Here is an 18,115-nt window from a genome sequence, read left to right as displayed (position 1 = left end):
AGGGGCGCGGAACGGAATGCTGCACGCCCCTCAAATCGGCTTCACGCCTGCCGTCGACGCCGCTGCAATCCGGATTCCCGCTTTCCAATCCGCATAGCGGCAATTGCTCGTTGAACCCGGCTTTCGCGTCGGGCCGTCGACGCTGGAGCCCCACTTGATTACGCATGCACCACGGACAGAGCCGACCGCTGAGTTCCTCTGTGGGTGTAGATGTAGCCGCCGGACCGGGACAATCCCCGAAATCACCCGACGGCGGCGGGCCGGTACGACTACCGTACGGATGATGACGACCCAGCAGCCCGCCGACGGCTTCTACCTCCGCAACGCCGCCTCAGGCCTCGTCGTCCGCGACGGACACGTGCTCCTGGTCCGCGGGACCTGGCCCGACCCCGACTCGGAGAGCTACTGGCTCCCCGGCGGAGGCCAGGAGCCCGGCGAGACGCTGGCCGCCTGCGCCGAGCGCGAAGTCCTCGAAGAAACCGGCGTCCGTGTCACCGCGGTTCAGATGCTTCTCCTGCGCGAACGCATCGCCGGCAACCACCCGCAGAGCGGCATTCGCCCGAGGCCCGGTCACCACCGCGTCGAGGCCGTCTTCTGGTGCGAGATCCTCCACGAACCCGGAACGCTCGGCGGCACCAACCACGACGACGCACAGACCGGCGTCGAATGGGTCCCCCTCGACAAGGTCGCCGACCTGCCGATGATCCCGCCGTTCCTCCAACGGCTGCTCCCCGGTCTCGCCGCCGAGGCCGCGGCGGGAACGGCGCACGCGTTCTACGCCGGAGACATCGAATGACGCCCCGAACCACCGGCGTGCTCCCGGCGTGCCGAAGCCGCCCGCGAGGAGCAGGGAGCCCCGGCAACACCGCTGCGCCGCGCGCAGCGACCGCCGGGCGCATGCTAGACCCGCGCTCAGAAGCGTGGAGCGGAGCGACAGGCGGGGCTGCACGTCCGGCCGCCCGCCGCTCCGCCCACCCGTCTCGGCCCCCGGGTCAGCGGTTCTGCTGCCCGGCCTGAGCCAGGGTGCCGCAGTTTGTCTTGTACCGTGCCACGACGTAGCCGTCGATCTCGCCGCCCCAGTCGACGCACTTCCCCTTGGCGTCCAGGTAGACCGGCCCCGAGTACGAGGTGTAGAAGCCGTACTGTTCCTGCTTCGACTTCAGCTCTTGGTTGCGCTGAAGCCAGGAGCCCACCCACAGCCGCGAGCCGGTCGAGGCGTTCCGCTTGGTGACCACGCAGTTCTTGCCGGTGGCCGCGTTGTAGGCCAGGAAGACCGCCCCGCGGCCGGGGATCGGGATCTGGTTGACCTGCGCGTATCCGGTGCCGCACTCCTTGTTGTACGTGGCGGCGGCGCGAGCCGGAGCGGCGGTGGACGTTCCGGTGCCGGCCACGACCGCGGTGACGGTGGTGGCGGCGACCAGCACAGCGCCCGCAACGCGGGTACGTACAGCACGCTTCACTGTTCCTCCCGTAGAAGTCACAAGGTGCTTGGCGGTTGATGGTTGATGGAGGTACGCGGGACGGCCGTCTCCGTACCCACACAGACACCCCGCATCCCAAAGAAGTTGCACGCCCCTTCACCCTCACAACCCAAAACCGGCCACCACGTCAATCGGGCGGCTCCCCTGGCCGTTGGCCCAGTAGAGGGTCCGGCGGCTCCGGGGTCCGCGGGGGACGCACAGGCGGCCATTACTTCGGCGGGCCGCTGTTCGCCGCCGGAATCGCCGACGAACTCGAAATCGCCCTGCTGGAGCCGGCAGACGACTGGCTGACGGCCCTGCCCCACGAGTACACCCTGCGGAACGTCGTGTCCTCAACCTTGAGCGAGGCGCGACGCCTGACCCGACCGGCCTTCGTGAAGCCACCGAGCGACAAAAGCTTTCCGGCCGCAGTCCACACCGACGGCAGCACACTGCCCCGCACATCGGACCTGCCGCCGGACACACCGGTTCAGATCAGCGATGTCGTCACGTGGGCCAGAGAATTCCGCCTCTTTGTGCTGGACGGTGAATGCCGTACAGGCAGTCAGTACGCGACATTCGGGCGCTTGGACGCGGCTCCGCTGCGCGGCCATCCTGACGAGGAAGTCGTCCGAGAGTTCGCAAGCAACCTGCTGGCCGCGCACAGCCATACGCTGCCCAGCGCGGCCGTCCTCGACGTGGGTCTGCTGTCGGCATCCGGCGGTGACGCCCACGGCTGGGCTGTAGTCGAGGCCAACATGCCGTGGTTCGCCAACTGCTACGCATCGGATCCTGATCGAGTCCTCGACGTGGTGCTGCGAGCGGCCGGCCCACGGTCACGGCTGGCTGCCCGGGACCGCGGTTTCTGCCGTCACCTCAAGGACTCATGAGCGAGTCAGCCGAGAACTGGAGGAGTCCGCCGAGGACGGCTGCACCCTGCCGCTCCGGCCCCTACGCGCTCAGGCAGCCTGTCCCGTGGCGGCGACGACCAGTTCCCGCAGGGTGACGCGCTGGGGCAGCCGGTATGCGTAGGTGATCGCGGAGGCTACGTCCTCCGGGGTGAGGATCTCTACCGAGTCCTTGAACGCCTGGTAGTCGGTCTTGACGGCCTCGTCCGTCGTGTGGGACAGCAGTTCCGTCTCGACGGCACCGGGGGCGATGGTGACGACGCGGACGCCGTGCGGGGAGACCTCCTCCCGGAGGCTTTCGGACATGCCGTGCACCGCGAACTTGGTGCCGCTGTAGACCGTGTGGTGGGCGTACGACTTGCGGCCGGCCACCGAGCTGACGTTGATCACCGTGCCGTGACGGCGCTCGATCATGCCGGGCAGCACGGCCCGCACGCCGTTGAGCAGTCCCCGCACGTTCACGTCGAGCATCCGGTCCCACTCGTCCACGGGCTGCCGGTCCACCGACCCGAGCAGCATCACGCCGGCGTTGTTGACCAGCAAGTCAGCCGGTCCGTAGAGGGCTTCGGCCTCCCGGACGGCGTCCGCCAGCGCGGCGCCGTCGGTGACGTCGACGGACTTGACCATGGTGTCCGGCAGCCCCAGTGCCTCCAGGCGTGCGGTGTTGCGGCCCAGGAGCAGCAGCGGGTGGCCTTCCCCGGACAGTGCGCGGGCAGTGGCGGCGCCGATGCCGGAGCCGGCTCCGGTGACGATGGCGAGGGGCTGTGCGAAGTACGGGAAGCGCGGGGAGTGCGGGAAGTGTGCCGGGTGCGTGTTCATGCCTCCAGCATCAGCCGAGGTGATCAGTTGAACAACGGCCGTTCGCGAAACGATCGATAACCTGCAGGTTATGGAACGACGAGACCTTCAGATCTTCCTCACGCTCTGCGACGAGCTGCACTTCGGCCGCACAGCGGAACGGCTGCACGTCTCGCAGGCGAGGGTCAGCCAGACCATCAAGCAGTTGGAACGGCGCATAGGCACCGCCCTCTTCGACAGGACGAGCAGGCGCGTCTCCCTGACACCGGTCGGCGAACGGCTGCGGGACGACGTGCGCCCCGCCTACGAGATGATCGAGGCTGGCGTGGCCCGGGCCGTCGCCGCGGGGCGGGGCATGGCCGAACCGCTGAGGGTGGGCTTCACCAGCCCGCTGGCGGGCGAGCTGGTGATGGCCGCCGCCACCGCGTACCGCGAGCAACATCCGGCGGCGGGCGAGGTCCTGCTCCACGAGACGGCGCTCTCCGATCCCCTAGGCCCCCTCCGCGACGGCACCCTCGATCTCGTCCTCGCACAATTCCCCGTCATGGAAGACGACTTGCGCACCGGGCCCGTCCTCATCTCCGACACCCGTGTCCTGGCCGTCTCCACCCGGCACCCGCTCGCCGGCCGCTCCTGGGCCGCGTACGAGGATCTCGCCACCGACAAGGTCCTGACCCTCTCGGGCGCCCTCCCCGCGTACTGGCTCGACCATCTGATCCCGCCCACCACGCCCGCCGGACGACCCGTCGAGCGCGGCCAGGAGGCGGCCACCCGCCAGGAGCTCCTCACGCTCGTCGGCGCCGGCCGCGGCATCCATCCGACCGCCGCTCACGAAGCCCGCTACTACGCCCGCCCCAACGTCAGCTACGTGCCCTTCTGTGACGCGCCACCGCTGGAGTACGGCCTGGTCTGGCGCGCGTGCACCGAGACGTCCCGTGTCCGCGCCTTCGCCGACGCGGCGGAGAACGTCGTGCGGCGGCATGACGGCCCGACCAACGTCTGTTCGGATTGTCGCTGAGCACCTTTCCACCCGCCCGTCAGGGAGGGCGCGTCCGGAATCGACCGACTCCTTCATCGCCCTCCTGGCATGCCGTCAGCATTGCCTTCACTTCAATCCATTGCAACGTATCGTTGCGTTCAATCTCTACGCCATTGCATCAATTCCATAGCTCTCACCAGGGAGAACACCTCTCAGATGATTGACGTATTCATGAACGCAACGTAGCTTTCGTGTTCGTCAAACACGTACTATCGCGAGATGAGGAACAGCCATGCCTGAATCCATCCACACCGTCACGGCCCTGCCGACGACGCGTCAGCCGGGCTGCCCCTTCGACCCGCCGGCAGAGCTGATCGACGCCCACCGGCACGGTTCCGTCAGCCGCTTCATCCACCCCGGCGGGAGGCCCGGCTGGCTGGTCACCGGGTACGACCTGGTCCGGTCGGTCCTGGCCGACCCGCGGTTCAGCGCGCGCAAGGAGCTCCTGAACGTGGGTGACTTCGAGGTTCCTCCGGCGCCGCCCGGCGAGTTCCTGCTCATGGACGATCCGCAGCACCGCCGCTACCGCAAGCCGCTGGCGGGCAAGTTCACCGTGCGGCGCATGCGGCAACTCACCGAGCGCATCGAGCAGATCACCACCGACTGCCTGGACGCCATGGAGAAGGCCGGGCCGCCGGCGGACCTGGTGACCGCGTTCGCCAAGCCCATCCCCACCATCATCATCTGTGAGCTGCTGGGCGTGCCGTACGAGGAGCGCGGGTTCTTCCAGGAGAACATCGACTCCTTCCTCGGCGGGGAGACGAGCGAAGAGGAGCTGATAGCGGCCTACACCGCGACCCAGGACTACCTCGCGCAGCTCGTGGCCGCCAAGCGCGCGAACCCCACCGACGACGTGCTCAGCGACCTCACCGACAGCGATCTGACGGACGAGGAACTGCAAGGAATCAGCCTGATCCTGCTGGTGGCCGGGCTCGACACCACCGCGAACATGCTGGCACTGGGCACCTTCGCCCTTCTGCAGCACCCGGACCAACTGGCCGCCCTGCGCGCCGAACCCGAGCTCACCGACCAGGCCGTGGAAGAACTGCTGCGGTATCTCACCGTCGCCAAGACGTCCATGAGGACGGCGCTGGAGGATGTCGAGCTGGGCGGCCGGACCATCGAGGCCGGCACGACGGTCGTCCTGTCGTCCAATACCGCCAACCGCGACCCCGAACGCTTCCCCGACCCCCACGTACTCGACCTCCGGCGGCAGCACGGCGGTCACCTGGCCTTCGGCCACGGCGTCCACCAGTGCCTGGGGCAGCAACTGGCCCGCATCGAGATGCGCGTCGCGTTCCCCGCGCTGATCAACCGCTTCCCCGCACTGCGTCTGGCCGTGCCGGCGGAAGAGGTTGCCCTGCGCCCGGAGACCGCGGACATCTACGGGGTCAAGAGCCTTCCGGTCACCTGGGACGTATGACCTCGGTCCCGTCCCGCGCGATCCCGCCCGACCGGAGTAGCGGATTTTTTGATGATATTCATAAGCGAGCAAGACGCGTAAGAGAGGCAGCAGTCATCGCGTGACCGTGACGACCGTGCCGTAGCTGTACCGGGGACCAGGGGGACAGCCGTATCCGGGAAGGCATCCGGACGCTGCATCCGGGGGAACCCGGGGGGACAGGGACGAGAGCAATGACCGCCGACACCGTGCGTTTCTCCGTGCTGGGTCAGCTGCGGGCATGGCGCGGCGACCGCGAGCTCGGTCTCGGGCCTCGGCAGCAGCGGACCCTGCTCGCGCTGCTGTTGCTCCGGCAGGGCGAGCCGGTGACGGCGGCAGCGCTGGTGGCCGAGGTGTGGGGCGAGGACTCGCCGCCGCGGGCCGTGGGAACCCTGCGCACGTACGTGTCGCGGTTACGCAAGCTCCTGGAGCCCGGGCGGGACGCCGGCTCGGCTCCTGGCCTCCTCGTCTCCGTCTTCGACGGCTACGCGGTACGCGTGCCCCGGAGCGCGATCGATGTGGGCGAGTTCGAGACCTTCGTCGCCGCTGCGGAGGGCGAACGAATAGCCGGCCGCCCGGCCGAAGCCCGCGACCTGCTCGGCTCCGCCCTCGCCCTGTGGGGCGAGGAGCCCTTGCGCGGGCTGTCCGGGCCCGGCATCGAGGCGCAGCGGGCACGGCTCGCCGAGCGCAGGCTGGCCGCACTGGAGAACCGGCTCGCCCTCGACGTGGAACTCGGCCGGCACGCAGCCGTGCTGGGCGAACTGCTGGCGCTCGCGGAACGCCACCCGCTGCGGGAGCCCCTGCACGCGCTGCTCATGCGGGCACTGGTGCTGTGCGGACGGCCGGACGAGGCGCAGGCGGCGTACGCGCGCATCCGCCGTGCGCTGGCCGAGGAGTTCGGGCTCGATCCCGGGCCCGAGCTCTCCGCCCTCGCCCGCGACATCGCCGCCGGCGGCGCCCTCGCTTCGCCGTATCCGGCCGCCGCCGAGCGGAAGGGCAGGGAGCCGGACGGCTTCCCCTGCCCCGCCCAGCTCCCGGGCGACATTCCGGACTTCACGGGCCGCACCGGTGCGGTGCGCAACGTGTGCGAGCTGCTCGCCGCTCCCCCGGGGTCGGCGGCCACCGTCGTGGCCGTGTCCGGTCTGGGCGGCATCGGCAAGAGCGCGCTGGCCCTGCACGCCGCGCACCGGATGCGGGCGAGCTTCCCGCACGGGCAGCTGTACGCGGACCTCCGGCGCCCGTGCGGGCACCCCGTCGCCCCGGGCACAGCACTCGGGTCGTTCCTGCGCGCGCTCGGCGTCGCCGATGCCGGCATCCCTGCCGGGACCGCCGAGCGTGCCCTCCTCTTCCGTGCCCGGTTGGCGGACCGGCGCATGCTCGTCGTCCTCGACAACGCCGCCGGCGAGGACCAGGTCCGCCCCCTGTTGCCGGGCACGCCTTCCAGCGCCTTCCTCGTCACCAGCGGCGTCAAACCGACCTGGCTGTACGGCGCCCGGTTCGTCCACCTCGACGTCATGGCGCCCGACGAGGCGCTCACCCTGCTCGGGCAGGTGATCGGCCCGGAACGGGCCGCCGCCGAGCCGGCGGAGTGCGCCCGGCTCGTGGAGGCGTGCGGCTTCCTGCCGCTCGCCGTGCGCATCACGGCCGTACGTCTGGCCACCCGTCCCTCGTGGACCGTCGCCTCGCTCGTGGAGCGGATGGCGGAGGGAGAGGGACGGCTGGCCGAGCTCAGGGTCGCGGGCCTCTCCGTGGAAGGTGTCTTCCGCCGGGAGTACGAGCGGCTGCCCGCGCCGCTGCGGCGGGCCTTCCGGTTGCTGCCCCCGGCGGACAGGCCGGACGCCGCCTTCCGGGCCGCCGACGTCGCGGCCTCCCTCGGCAGGCCGCCGCACGGCGCCGAAGAGCTGTGCGAGTCGCTGGTGGACATCAGCCTGCTGGAGTCACCCGCGCCGGGCTGGTACCGGTTCCACAGCTTGCTGGCCGAGTTCGCGCGCACGTGCGCCGGCCCTGACACCGGCGTGCGGACAACAGCCGGTTCCGGACCGCGAGGTGCCGTACAGCAGCGTTCGGTACCGCAAGGGTCCGTCCAGCAGCGTTCCGGACCGCAAGGGTCCATACAGCAGCGTTCCGTACAGCAGCATGACGCCGCCGTGCCGTTCACCGCCCCGCCCGGCACGGCGGCGCACATCCTGCGGAGCCGCCGACTCAGGGCGGCGGCGTACGCGCGTGCCACCGCCCGCGCCAACGCGCGGGACGGCTCCCGGTACGAGGCGATGCCGGGCGCGACGCCCTCCCGCGCGTCAGGGCCCTCCGACCAGGCCTCGTGCACGGCCTGCGCTTCGTAGCCAAAGAGCCACCCGTACCGCGCCACCCACCCCCAGCCCGGAGTGCAACGTGCCCTCTTCCCCGTATTCCCCCTATCCCGATGCCACCGATGCCCCTACCCCTCGTCCCCGGCTGTCCTTCCGCATCCTGGGCCCCGTACAGGCGGTCGTCGACGGCACCGAGACGGACATCCGGCCGCCGCTGCGCGCTGCCGTGCTGGCCGCCCTGCTGCTGCGGCAAGGGCGGCGCGGATCCACGGCGGCGCTCGTCGAAGACGTGTGGGGCGACGCCGCGCCCTCGCGCGCTGTCGGCGCGCTGCGCAGCCACGTGTCCAGCCTGCGCGGGCTGCTGGAGCCCGGACGTGCTGCGCGCACCCCGGCCCGGGTGCTGGTCTCCCACGACGAGGGGTACGCGCTGCGCCTGGAGCCGGGCGCCCTGGACCTCGCGGAGTTCGACCGGCTGACGGACGCGGCCGGGCGGGCGCGCTCCGCCGACCGGCCGCAGGAGGCGCGCGCCTTGCTGGACGCGGCGCTGCGGCTGTGGCGGGGCGAGCCCTTGGCGGGCGTACCCGGCCCGTACGCCGACGCCCAGCGGGCCCGGCTCGCCGAACGGCGCCTCCGCGCCGTCGAGGCACGCTGGGAGGCGGAACTCGCCCTGGGCGGGCACGCCGCGGCGATCGACGCGCTGCGTGCCCTGGCGGAGGAACACCCGTCGCGGGAGCGGACGCAGGAGCTGCTGATGACCGCCCTGTACGAAGCGGGCCGGCAGGCAGAGGCGCTGGAGGTGCACGCCCGGGCCGCTCGCGCGCTGCGGGCCCGCGGGGCGGTGCCCGGTCACGCGCTGGAGCGGGTCCACCGGCGTGTCCTGGCCGGGGCCGCGGTCAATGCGTCCGCCCCGGCGGCCGGGGGCGTTGCGGCCCTGCGCCTGCCGCCGGGGACGGCCGACTTCACCGGGCGCGAGGACGCCGTCGAGCAGCTGCGCAGCGCGCTGGATCGCGGCCGGGTCGTGGCCGTCAGCGCCGTGAGCGGCATGGGCGGCGTCGGGAAGACCGCTCTTGCGGTGCACGTGGCGCACAGCCTGCGCGCGCGGTTCCCCGACGGGCAGCTGTTCGTCGACCTGCGGGGCACCGACGCCGCGCCCGCCGAACCGGCCCGGGTGCTGGGCGACTTCCTGCGGGCCCTGGGCGTGGTTCCCGGGCGCGTCCCCGCGCTGCCGGCCGAGCGGGCTGCGCTGTACCGCTCGCTGATGGCGGATCGCCGGGTGTTCGTGGTCCTGGACAACGCCCGCGACCTGGACCAGGTGCGCGACCTGCTGCCGGGCGGTGCGGGCTGCGGCGTGCTGGTCACCAGCCGCACGCGGCTGGCGGGGCTGCCCGGCGCCACCCTGGTCGACCTGCGGGAGCTGGCCGGGCACGAGGCGTGGGCACTGCTCGTCCGGCTCGTCGGCGAGCGGCGCGTGCGGGCCGAGGAGGAAGCCGCCCGGCAGCTCCTCGACAACTGCGGGCGGCTGCCGCTGGCGATCCGCATCGTCGCGGCGCGGCTGGTGGCGCGGCCCGCGGCCTCCGTCGCGCAGACCGCGCGGGCGCTCGCCGACGAGCGGCTGCGCCTCGCCGAGCTGTCGGGCGACACCGACGACGTCGAGACCACCTTCCGGCTGGGCACCGGCCTGCTGGACGCCGAGCAGCTGCGGGCGTTCCGGCTGCTCGCCCTGCCCGACGTCCCCGAAGTGAGCCGCGCGTCCGCGGCGGTCCTGCTCGACCGCACCGAGCGGCAGGCCGAGGACCTGTGCGAGGCCCTGGTCGACCTGAGCCTGCTGGAGTCCGTGGGCCCGGGCCGCTACCGCTACCACGACCTGCTGCGCCTGTACGCGCGCAAGACCGCGGCCGAGGAGATACCCGCCGGTGAGCGCGACGGTGCGCTGCTGCGGCTCCTGGAGGCCTACCTCGTCCTCGCCCGCGCCGCCTACCGCGCCGCCACGGCGGGTGACGCCTTCCCCCTCACCCTCACTCAGGTGTCTTCCGTACGGGGCCGCTTCGCCACGCAGGACGCCGCCACGACGTGGCTGCTCGACGAGCTCTCCGCGCTCCTCTCCCTGACGGAGCAGGCCGCGCGCCATCCCCGCATCCCGGTCGCGATCGCCGCCGAGCTGCTGCTGGCCTCCGACCCGCTGGGCCGCCACGCCGACCAGCCGCACGGCCTGGAGCGGGCGGCGCGGGCCGTCCTGGAGGCGGCCGAACGCTCCGGCGAAACAGGCGCCGAGGCCGTCGCGCACTACATGCTGGGCGGCGCCCACGCCCAGCGCTTCGACCTGGCCGCGGCCATGCGGCACTTCCAGGTTACGGCCGGCATCTGCCGCCGCGAGGGACACTCGACGCTGCTCGCGCTCACCCTCGCCGTCCTCGCGGGCGCCGCCCTGGGCCTGCACGACTTCCCGGGCGCGCTGGAGCACCTCACCGAGGCCCTGCCGCTGGCCGAGGCGGCGCAGAGCCCCGGCTGCGTCGCGTACGTCCGTGGCTTCCTGGGCCTCGCCCAGCTGGCGACCGGGTCGCCGGAGGCCGCGCTGGAGTCGGGCCGGGCCGCGGTCGCGGTCACCGAGGCCTCCGGCGACCGCGAGGGACAGGCCCAGGCGTTGCGCGTGCTGGGCCAGATCTGCCTGTGGCTGGGCCGTCCGGACGAGGCGCTGGACCGTCTCACCCGCAGCCTGGAACTCTGGCGCGCCACCGGCTCCCGCTTCCGCGAGTCCCTGGGGCTGAGCCTGCTCGCCGAGGCCCACAACCTCCTGGGCCGGCCCGAGGAGGCCGCCGCGTGCGCCCAGGAGGCCAGGGAGAGCGCCGAGCAGTACGGCGGCGGCTACCTGCTGGGCCGGGCCCTGGCCCAGCTCGGCCACGCATGCGCGGCACGCGGCCGGACGAGCCAGGCGGCCTTCCACTACCGGGAGGCGCACGCCCTGTTCGACCGGCTGGGGATGCCGGAGGCCCGTGAGATCGCGGCTCGGCTGCAGCAGACCGGCTGACCGCTGCAGCAGACCGGCTGACCGACGTAGCCGGAACACCAGAGCCGGACCACCGGAGCTGGAGCACCGGCGCCCGCCGAGACCTCGGCGGGCGCCGGTTTTTTCATGCCCGCGCGATGACGTCACAGGCCTGCCGGCAGTCCGTTGACGCAATCCGTTGATGCAATCCGTTGACGCGTGGTTGATCGAACGCGGATCCGGCGGTGACACGCTCATCGAGCCCGCCCTACGGCCCCGTTCCCCCGAGACCAGTACCTCAATGATCGACCGTACGGTGGTGCGGTCTTCTGCCCGGCGCCCAGCGGTGCCCAGGGGCCCGCCCCGATGGCCGGTTGCTACGGCTTCCGCGCCGTCGAGGACCTGCGTGTCCCACCCACGACGCCCCGGCCGGCGCCGAACCGACTACCACCCCCTGGAAAGGTCACCCATGAGCTTCCCGGACACCGGGCGCGAGGTGCTCACGCAGAACACCGGGCTCCGCGAGCCCCCTGGCTCGCCCCGGTCCCGAACAGCCTGACTTTCCACCCGCCGTGCCGGGGCTGGATGGCCGAGGCGCTCTGCGCGGCCCTGGACGGCCGAGTGCTACGGGTCGGGTGCGGGTTCGGCGGGCAGGACGCCTGCCGCGTGCTGTCCCCCGGGCACTGAGCCGCGCCCGTAGCCGCTCCCCTGTTCGCGCAGGCCTGTTCGCGCCGCAACACCGTCCCAGGAACCCCGCCCCCAGCAGCAAATACAGGAAATACCGGAAGAATCCGCCATGCGCATCCTCCTCACCGGGGCGACCGGCCTCGTCGGCACGGCCGTCACCGACCGCCTGATCGCCACCGCCCCGCCCGGCACCGAGCTCGTCCGCGCCGCACGCCGCAACGCCCACGTGCCACTGATCCGCTGGGACATCGGCGCCGAACCGCCGCCGGCGGAGCTGGCCGACCGCTGGGACGTCATCGTGCACACCGCCGCCTCGAACCGCTGGACCATGACCCGTGCCGAGGCCATGCACGCCAACGTCCGCCCCCTGCGCGCCGTCCTGGCCCTGGCCGGCCCCGAGACCCACGTCGTCCACGTCTCCACCGCCTCCGTCGGTGGCGTGCGCAGCCCCGAGGACCTGAGCGACGCCGAGTTCGAGGGCTACGGCAACGGCTACGAGTGGTCCAAGGCCGTCTGCGAGGAGATCGTCACCACCGAGCACCTCGGCCCTGCCACCGTGATCCGCCCGCCCCTGGTCGTGGGTTGCCGCGCCGACGGCCGCATCTCCCGCTTCTCGGGCCTCTACACCCTCTTCCCGGCCCTGGTCTCCGGTCTCGCCGCCGTCGTGGTGGGCGACCCGGACGGCTACGCCGAGATCAGCCCGCTCGACGAGGTCGCCGACGCCGTCGCGGCGGCCGCCCTGGGCCCCGCCCCGGCCGTACTGCGCACCGAGACCGTCGCCGCGGGCGGGGCCGGCCTGCGCCTGAGCACCCTCATCGACATCACCTGCGACACGATCAACACCTTCCGGGCCGCTCACGGCGCCGGCCCCATCGCCACGCCGCCGGTGGTCTCCACCGACAGATGGAACTCCTTCTTCCTCCCCCTTGCCCGGCAGGAGCTCTCGCCGGTGCAGCAGCAGGCCGTCAGCCTGCTCGCCATGTTCCAGAGCTGCACCAGCATGGCCGAGCCCTTCGAGCCCACCCGCCCCGTACGCGACCCGGGCGAGGTGCTGGCCGCGTCCGTACGTCACTGGGCCCGCAGCAACCCCCGGCAGGCCCTGGCCGCGCCCAGCCCCTGGACCCTCGTTGCGGCCAGCAGCCAGGAGAAGCCCTGACCGTGCACGCGCTTCCGACCAGCGGCAGCCCCGGCCCCGACCCCGGTCCGCCACCAGCAGCCTCCACCCCGGGCCGGACAGCGGCCGGCACTCGGAGCCGTACGGCGGGCCGCATCCCGTGCCCGGGAAGGCGGCCCGCCGACCGGTGGGGCGGTCAGGGCACGAACTGCACGCTGTTGAGCGAATCGCTGCCGACGTCCAGGGTGCCGTGGGCCGGCACGTCCCGGACGACGCCGCTGCCGCAGACCGTGCTGTTGTAGACCTTCGCCCGGGTGTTGGTGTTGTTCTCGACCCTGGAGGCCGCGAATTCGAAGAAGAAGCAGGTGTTGTTGGGCGGGTCGACGAAGTTGCCCACCAGTCCGCTCGTGTTCCGGTAAGTGAACGAGCCGGAGGCGGCCTGGGCGCTGGTGGAAAGGCCCGTGGCCAGGACGAGGGCCGTGCCGAGGGCCAGGGCTGCCCGGCCGGTTCGCGAGAGTACTGGGTTCATGGTGTTCGCACCGTCCTTTGCCTTCAGCCGAACTTGATGCTCTGCGGCCGGTCGCCGCCGAATTCGAGCCTTGTTCCCTTGAACACGAACACGAGGAAGTCCGTGCAGCCCCGGTCCCGGTACAGCGCGGCGTCCGTCCCGGTGCCGTTGCTGACCTTCACCGCCGGGGAGTCGAAGAAGATGCACTCACCGTCGGGTGGGTTTTCCCGCCGGTGCTCCACTCCCTGTGAGTCCGTGTACGTCAGGACGCCGATGGCCGCCGAGGATCCGCCCGGGAACCCGCCGAGGAGAGCGAGTGCCGTGGCCGGGACCAGCACCGTCCGTCTCGCCCGCCCCGCGAGTCCTGCCCGTGTGCCGCGCATGCCGGTCAGCCCCCCAACTTGGCGCTGCGCGGCTTTGCCCCGCCGAATACCAGGGACGAGCCCGCGTGGATGTTGATGAGGAAGGTGCTCTCCTCGCACAGGCTTCCGGTGAAGAGCCTGCCGTCCGTGTCCGTGAAGTTCGCGACGCTGACCGCTTCGGCGGTGAAGCTGTAGCAGACACCGTTGGTCGGGTTGTCCTTCGCGTGGTCGATTCCGCTCGAATCCCGGTAGCTCAGCGTGCCATTGGCCGCCCGGGCCTCGGCGGAGAGCCCCGTGATGAGGGCGAGCGCGGCGCCGAAGACCGCGACCGGTCTCGCGGTGCGCCGCAATGCGCGCCTCAGGGTTTCCATGGGTGCGTTCCCCCTTTCCGGTCCTTCGCCGGTGCGAAGGCCTTGAGTCGAGAGTCCGCCGATTTCAAGATTTCTTGAAGAGTCGGTCGCTGTCATCACCCGTTCGGCTCATACAGCCGGTGCGTCTTCCGGGATTTCGGATGGCCGGCGTGACGGCTCGGGACCGCGCATGACGGGCCGGTCGTCCTCCGGGCCGAGGACGGCTCGCCCGTGCGGCGGAGGCGGTCGGTCCTCGCGGGCGATGATCAAGGAGCGGCGCGGCGGCCAGGATGATCACGTCGGATCACGGACCCACGGACAACGAACAACCAACAACGCCAACTCCCCAGGAGCAACAGTGATTTCCTCCCGTCGCAAGACCGCCGCCGTGCTCGCCGCGCTCGCCGTGGCCGTCACCCTGACCGGTGCCGCCACCGCCTCCGCCTACGCCGAGCGCCACGAGGAGCGCAAGCCCGCCGTGACCAGCGCGGCCTCGGCCCCGACCACGGCCTCGGCCTCCACCGCAAGCGTGACCGGGAGCGCGGCCTTCGAGCTCCCCTTCTACAAGGACAAGGACGTCCGCTCGTTCAGCTTCGACGTGCACGGCGCCCCGTACACCCGCCCCCTGCCGGGCGCGCCCACCGGCCTGCCCGCCGACGCCAAGGGCACGATCAAGATCTCGCACTACTCGGCCGACCGGAAGACCACGTACACCTCCGAAGGCAGAGTGGACTGCCTCGTCACCGGCCCGCACACCGCAACCGTGACGGCGATCGTCACCAAGGTGAGCCCGGGCATGCCGGCGGACATGGTCGGCAAGCGCGTCGGCCTGAGCGTCTACGACGGCGGGAAGGGGGAGCCCGACCGCGTCGGGTTCTCCTGGGACGGCGTGAACCTCACCGACAAGGGCGAGGACTCCCCCGTCGGCACCTGCATGGCCCCGGCCCCGTACGCGCCCGTCGTCAAGGGCGGCTACACCGTCAAGCACGCCGAGCTGCCGGCGCCCCCGCAGAAGAAGTGACCACGCTGGCCACCCTTCGACGCAACCGGCTCGGAGGCGACGCCACCGGTACGGCTGCCGCAAGGCGAAGGCCGCCTCGTTGCCCGCGCGAGGCGGCCGCCTTGTGGCCGGCGGAGCAACGTACGGCATGGCGTCATCCGTGGCTACGGGACGGTTCCGGCTTGTGCTGCGACGTCCGGTCCCGCCCGGGCAGCAGGAGCGGGGTGGCCAGGATGAGCAGTCCCGCGGTCGTGAGAACGGTGCGGGGGCCGGTGAGGTCGGCGAGCAGCCCGCCGAGTGCGGTGAGGGCGGCGATGGACGCCTGCTGGCCGATCGACCAGGCCGACAAGGTGCGGGCGACGAGATGCCTCGGGGTGCGTTCGAGCCGGTAGGTGGCGAGCACCGGGGTGTACAGGCTCATGTTGATGACGATCGCCAGCTCGACGGCGATCACGGTGACGAGTCCGGCGACACCGGGGCGGACGAATGCCAGGCCGATCAGCCAGACGGCGCGCAGGGTGCCGGCGGTCCGGAAGACCCGGTACCGGCCGTAGCGGGCCACGACCCGCCGGGCCAGCCGGGAGCCGATCAGCCCGCCGAGGCAGGGGGCGGCGAAGGCGAGGCCGTACTGCCACGGCGCGAAGTAGAGCCGGCGGAGCATAAGTACGGCGAGCACCGGCTCCGTGGCCATGATCAGGCCGGAGACGAGCATGTTGTTGAGGTAGAGCGCCCGCAGAGCGGGATCGCCCATGATGTGCCGCCAGCCGTCGAGCACCGCGCCCGCCCGCATCCGGTTGCCGCCGGCCGGGCGCGGTGCTTCCTCCCGGCCGCGGATCGCGGTGATGGCCAGCGCGGAGAGGAGGTAGCTGAGCGCGTCGGCCACCACGGTGGTGACCGGCCCGGACAGGCCGATCGCCGCCCCTCCCAGTGGTGGTCCGACCGCGATGGAGCTCCAGCTCGTGGACTCGAACCGAGCGTTGGCCACGAGCAGGTCGTCCGGCCGGACGAGGGCCTTGAGACAGGCGCCGCTCGCCGCACCGAACGCGATCTTGGCCGCGGCGATCACGATCGAGACCACGAGCAGCTGGACGAAGCCGAGCCGGCCGAAGGCGTACGCGACCGGGATCGTCGCCATGGCCACGAACCGGATCAGATCCATGGCGATCATGACCGGGCGCTTGCGCCGGAACTCCACCCACGGTGCGAGCGGCACCGCGATCAGCGCGCCCACCGCAGGTCCCACCGCGGACAGAGCGGAGACCTCCGCGGGGCCCGCGTGCAGCACGAGTACGGCGATCAGCGGCAAGGCCCCGAACCCCAGCCCGGACCCGTACGCGCTCACCGCGTACGCCGCCCACAGCCAGCCGAACGGCCGGCCCAGCCGCCTCCTGCCCACCATGCTCAGCGCACTCCCTCGACGCCCCGGCCGAACAAACCAACGTTGACCAGCGAGAGCTAATCGGGCAGCGCAGCAGCAGGTCAAACAACCGTCCTGCCTGCCATGCACAACCACAGGTTGTTCACTAGGCTCGGTCGGCGTGGATCTCGAAGCAGTGCGCACCTTCGCCGCCATCGCGGAAGCCGGCCAGTTCCAGAAGGCCGCCGTCGACCTGTCGGTCACCCAGCAGGCCGTCTCCAAGCGCGTCGCCGCACTGGAGCGCGACCTCGGCGTGCGGCTGTTCACCCGCACGCCGCGCGGCGCCGACCTCACCATCGACGGGCAGGCGTTCCTGCCCCACGCACGCGAGCTGCTGCGCGTCGCCGAGCGCGCTGTCACCTCCGTGCGCCCCGGCCGCCGTCCACTGCGCGTCGACATCATCGCCTCGCGCGGCGCGGCGTCGGGCCTGATGCGCGGCTTCCACCGTGCCCACCCCGAGATCGACCTCGACGTGGTGATGCTGCTCGAAATCGAGGCGGCCGTCACCGCCATCCGCTCCGGTGCGATCGACGCGTCCTTCCGCGCCGTCACCGCGCCGGGCCTGCCCCTGCCCGAGGACATCGAGTCCGTCCGGGTCCTCGACGAGCCGCTCCAGCTGCTCACCGGCCCCGCGCACGCGCTGGCCGGCGCCAAGTCGGTGACCGTCGCCGAGCTGGCCGGGCACCGGATCTGGATGCCCGGCATCGTTCCCGGCAGCGAGTGGGGCGCCTACTACGACGATCTCGTCGCCGCATTCGGACTCACCATCGAGGCGACGGGCCCCAACTTCGGCTCCGACGCGCTCCTCGACACCATCGCCGACACTCCGGCCCTGGCCACCTTCATGAGCGAGCAGACACGGCTCGTCTGGCCCGCCGGCCACGGCCTGCGCCGCATCCCGGTCACCGACCCGACGCCCGTCTACCCGCACTCGCTCCTCTGGCACCGCGACAATCCCCACCCGGCGCTGGCCACCCTCCGCGCCCACCTCGCCGCCACAGCGACCGACCACGACACCGCGGGGACCTGGGCGCCGGACTGGGTGATCCCACGCTCAAGCTGATTCGGCACTGAAACCGATCCCACGCTGAAGCCGATTCCGCGCTGAAAGCGATTCCGTCCTGAAGGCGATTCCGTCCTGAAGGCGATTCCGCGCTGAACGACGCCGTGTCAGCCGGCGCCGTGTCAGCCGGCGCCCGCGCCGAGCCCGTTCAGGAGCGTGTCGACCACTGTGTCGGCGGCCCGGGCGGGGCTGAGCTCGGTCAGCTGGTGCGAGGCGATCTTCATAAGCTGCGGCAGGACCGCGCTCACCCACCCGTCCGGCAGCCCCGAGCGGAGCAGTCCCTCGTCCGTGGCGCGGCGCAGGAAGTCGTCGAGCTCGCGGACCGAGCGCTCGCGCCGCTTACGGACGGGCTCGTCGGCCAGCATCCGGCTCAGTTCCACCGGCCACGTGCGGTTGACGCCGATGATGCCCTCGACATAGCGGTGCAGGGCCACGGCGACCGGGGCCTCGCGCAGCCGGGCGTCCTCGGTGGCCTGCTCGATGGCCGACAGGCGCGCCTCGTAGATGGCAGCCAGCAACTCTTCGCGCGAGGCGAAGTTCCGGTAGACGGTGCGCCGGTCCACGCCGGCCTCCGCCGCGATGGCGGCGATGCTCGCGGCCGGATCGGCGGCCAGGAGACGTGCACCGGTCCTCATGACCGCTTCCAAGTTGCGCGCTGCGTCGGCTCTCACCCCCA

At 71.9% G+C, this 18,115-nt stretch carries 16 protein-coding genes; 9 read left to right on the top strand and 7 right to left on the bottom strand.

Going from position 1 to position 18,115, the window contains the following annotated elements:
• The first annotated feature begins 283 nt into the window (after window positions 1-283).
• Window positions 284-796 carry an NUDIX domain-containing protein gene (locus ACSNOH_RS00470; RefSeq protein ID WP_436719101.1) on the top strand — a complete coding sequence of 171 codons (513 nt, stop codon included), beginning with the start codon at window positions 284-286 and terminating at the stop codon, window positions 794-796.
• 196 nt (window positions 797-992) lie between these two features.
• Here the strand turns inward: ACSNOH_RS00470 and ACSNOH_RS00465 are convergent, their stop codons facing one another.
• Complete coding sequence (locus tag ACSNOH_RS00465) at window positions 993-1,460, bottom strand: spore-associated protein A (protein WP_436719100.1); 468 nt, start codon at window positions 1,458-1,460, stop codon at window positions 993-995.
• 38 nt (window positions 1,461-1,498) lie between these two features.
• Between ACSNOH_RS00465 and ACSNOH_RS00460 the strand changes: the two genes are divergently transcribed.
• Window positions 1,499-2,350 (top strand): ATP-grasp domain-containing protein, encoded by an 852-nt coding sequence (locus tag ACSNOH_RS00460; RefSeq protein ID WP_436719099.1) that lies wholly within the window; start codon window positions 1,499-1,501, stop codon window positions 2,348-2,350.
• 69 nt (window positions 2,351-2,419) lie between these two features.
• Here ACSNOH_RS00460 and ACSNOH_RS00455 read toward each other — a convergent pair whose 3' ends face one another.
• Complete coding sequence (locus ACSNOH_RS00455; protein ID WP_436719098.1) at window positions 2,420-3,187, bottom strand: SDR family oxidoreductase; 768 nt, start codon at window positions 3,185-3,187, stop codon at window positions 2,420-2,422.
• 70 nt (window positions 3,188-3,257) lie between these two features.
• Between ACSNOH_RS00455 and ACSNOH_RS00450 the strand changes: the two genes are divergently transcribed.
• From ACSNOH_RS00450 to ACSNOH_RS00430, 5 genes are all read left to right on the top strand, one after another.
• Complete coding sequence (locus ACSNOH_RS00450; RefSeq protein ID WP_436719097.1) at window positions 3,258-4,184, top strand: LysR family transcriptional regulator; 927 nt, start codon at window positions 3,258-3,260, stop codon at window positions 4,182-4,184.
• A gap of 253 nt (window positions 4,185-4,437) precedes the next feature.
• Window positions 4,438-5,628, top strand: coding sequence for a cytochrome P450 (locus ACSNOH_RS00445; protein WP_436719096.1), 1,191 nt, complete (start codon window positions 4,438-4,440; stop codon window positions 5,626-5,628).
• A 212-nt stretch (window positions 5,629-5,840) separates the two neighbouring features.
• Window positions 5,841-7,988 carry a BTAD domain-containing putative transcriptional regulator gene (locus ACSNOH_RS00440; protein WP_436719095.1) on the top strand — a complete coding sequence of 716 codons (2,148 nt, stop codon included), beginning with the start codon at window positions 5,841-5,843 and terminating at the stop codon, window positions 7,986-7,988.
• Window positions 7,989-8,037: 49 nt separating this feature from the next.
• The gene (locus ACSNOH_RS00435; RefSeq protein ID WP_436719094.1) at window positions 8,038-10,980 is read left to right on the top strand and encodes a BTAD domain-containing putative transcriptional regulator; all 2,943 of its coding nucleotides are present in this window, start codon (window positions 8,038-8,040) and stop codon (window positions 10,978-10,980) included.
• Between the two features lie 754 nt (window positions 10,981-11,734).
• Window positions 11,735-12,781 carry an SDR family oxidoreductase gene (locus ACSNOH_RS00430; RefSeq protein ID WP_436719093.1) on the top strand — a complete coding sequence of 349 codons (1,047 nt, stop codon included), beginning with the start codon at window positions 11,735-11,737 and terminating at the stop codon, window positions 12,779-12,781.
• A gap of 154 nt (window positions 12,782-12,935) precedes the next feature.
• On the opposite strand, the gene ACSNOH_RS00425 is transcribed toward ACSNOH_RS00430, so the two are convergent.
• From ACSNOH_RS00425 to ACSNOH_RS00415, 3 genes are read right to left on the bottom strand one after another with little or no spacing between them, the layout of a single operon-like run.
• Window positions 12,936-13,268: a hypothetical protein gene (locus ACSNOH_RS00425; RefSeq protein ID WP_436719092.1), complete on the bottom strand. Its 333-nt coding sequence runs from the start codon at window positions 13,266-13,268 to the stop codon at window positions 12,936-12,938.
• A 23-nt stretch (window positions 13,269-13,291) separates the two neighbouring features.
• Window positions 13,292-13,630 (bottom strand): hypothetical protein, encoded by a 339-nt coding sequence (locus tag ACSNOH_RS00420; protein ID WP_436719091.1) that lies wholly within the window; start codon window positions 13,628-13,630, stop codon window positions 13,292-13,294.
• A gap of 5 nt (window positions 13,631-13,635) precedes the next feature.
• Window positions 13,636-13,980 carry a hypothetical protein gene (locus tag ACSNOH_RS00415; protein WP_436719090.1) on the bottom strand — a complete coding sequence of 115 codons (345 nt, stop codon included), beginning with the start codon at window positions 13,978-13,980 and terminating at the stop codon, window positions 13,636-13,638.
• A gap of 337 nt (window positions 13,981-14,317) precedes the next feature.
• On the opposite strand from ACSNOH_RS00415, the gene ACSNOH_RS00410 reads away from it, so the two are divergent.
• Window positions 14,318-14,980, top strand: coding sequence for a hypothetical protein (locus ACSNOH_RS00410; protein ID WP_436719089.1), 663 nt, complete (start codon window positions 14,318-14,320; stop codon window positions 14,978-14,980).
• A gap of 133 nt (window positions 14,981-15,113) precedes the next feature.
• Here ACSNOH_RS00410 and ACSNOH_RS00405 read toward each other — a convergent pair whose 3' ends face one another.
• A complete protein-coding gene (locus ACSNOH_RS00405; RefSeq protein WP_436719088.1) occupies window positions 15,114-16,358 on the bottom strand; it encodes an MFS transporter in 1,245 nt (414 codons plus the stop codon).
• A gap of 139 nt (window positions 16,359-16,497) precedes the next feature.
• On the opposite strand from ACSNOH_RS00405, the gene ACSNOH_RS00400 reads away from it, so the two are divergent.
• Window positions 16,498-17,439 carry a LysR family transcriptional regulator gene (locus ACSNOH_RS00400; RefSeq protein ID WP_436719087.1) on the top strand — a complete coding sequence of 314 codons (942 nt, stop codon included), beginning with the start codon at window positions 16,498-16,500 and terminating at the stop codon, window positions 17,437-17,439.
• Window positions 17,440-17,561: 122 nt separating this feature from the next.
• On the opposite strand, the gene ACSNOH_RS00395 is transcribed toward ACSNOH_RS00400, so the two are convergent.
• Entirely contained in the window at window positions 17,562-18,074 is a 513-nt protein-coding gene (locus ACSNOH_RS00395) for a TetR/AcrR family transcriptional regulator (protein WP_436719086.1), read from the bottom strand.
• Between the last annotated feature and the right edge of the window lie 41 nt (window positions 18,075-18,115).

Origin of the sequence: Streptomyces sp. URMC 127, assembly GCF_051386535.1 — a bacterium.
In the GTDB taxonomy this organism is placed as follows: Bacteria; Actinomycetota; Actinomycetes; order Streptomycetales; family Streptomycetaceae; genus Streptomyces.
Note: the sequence above shows the minus strand (reverse complement) of the source record. Positions and strands in the feature narration are given on the sequence as shown.

Excerpts from the sequence above, each read along its gene's own strand:
- ACSNOH_RS00470 (WP_436719101.1), top strand. The coding sequence starts at position 284 with ATGACGACCCAGCAGCCCGCCGACGGCTTCTACCTCCGCAACGCCGCC.
- ACSNOH_RS00460 (WP_436719099.1), top strand. The coding sequence starts at position 1,499 with ATGGTTGATGGAGGTACGCGGGACGGCCGTCTCCGTACCCACACAGAC.
- ACSNOH_RS00455 (WP_436719098.1), bottom strand. The coding sequence starts at position 3,187 with ATGAACACGCACCCGGCACACTTCCCGCACTCCCCGCGCTTCCCGTAC.
- ACSNOH_RS00450 (WP_436719097.1), top strand. The coding sequence starts at position 3,258 with ATGGAACGACGAGACCTTCAGATCTTCCTCACGCTCTGCGACGAGCTG.
- ACSNOH_RS00445 (WP_436719096.1), top strand. The coding sequence starts at position 4,438 with ATGCCTGAATCCATCCACACCGTCACGGCCCTGCCGACGACGCGTCAG.
- ACSNOH_RS00440 (WP_436719095.1), top strand. The coding sequence starts at position 5,841 with ATGACCGCCGACACCGTGCGTTTCTCCGTGCTGGGTCAGCTGCGGGCA.
- ACSNOH_RS00430 (WP_436719093.1), top strand. The coding sequence starts at position 11,735 with ATGCGCATCCTCCTCACCGGGGCGACCGGCCTCGTCGGCACGGCCGTC.
- ACSNOH_RS00425 (WP_436719092.1), bottom strand. The coding sequence starts at position 13,268 with ATGAACCCAGTACTCTCGCGAACCGGCCGGGCAGCCCTGGCCCTCGGC.
- ACSNOH_RS00420 (WP_436719091.1), bottom strand. The coding sequence starts at position 13,630 with ATGCGCGGCACACGGGCAGGACTCGCGGGGCGGGCGAGACGGACGGTG.
- ACSNOH_RS00415 (WP_436719090.1), bottom strand. The coding sequence starts at position 13,980 with ATGGAAACCCTGAGGCGCGCATTGCGGCGCACCGCGAGACCGGTCGCG.
- ACSNOH_RS00405 (WP_436719088.1), bottom strand. The coding sequence starts at position 16,358 with ATGGTGGGCAGGAGGCGGCTGGGCCGGCCGTTCGGCTGGCTGTGGGCG.
- ACSNOH_RS00395 (WP_436719086.1), bottom strand. The coding sequence starts at position 18,074 with ATGAGGACCGGTGCACGTCTCCTGGCCGCCGATCCGGCCGCGAGCATC.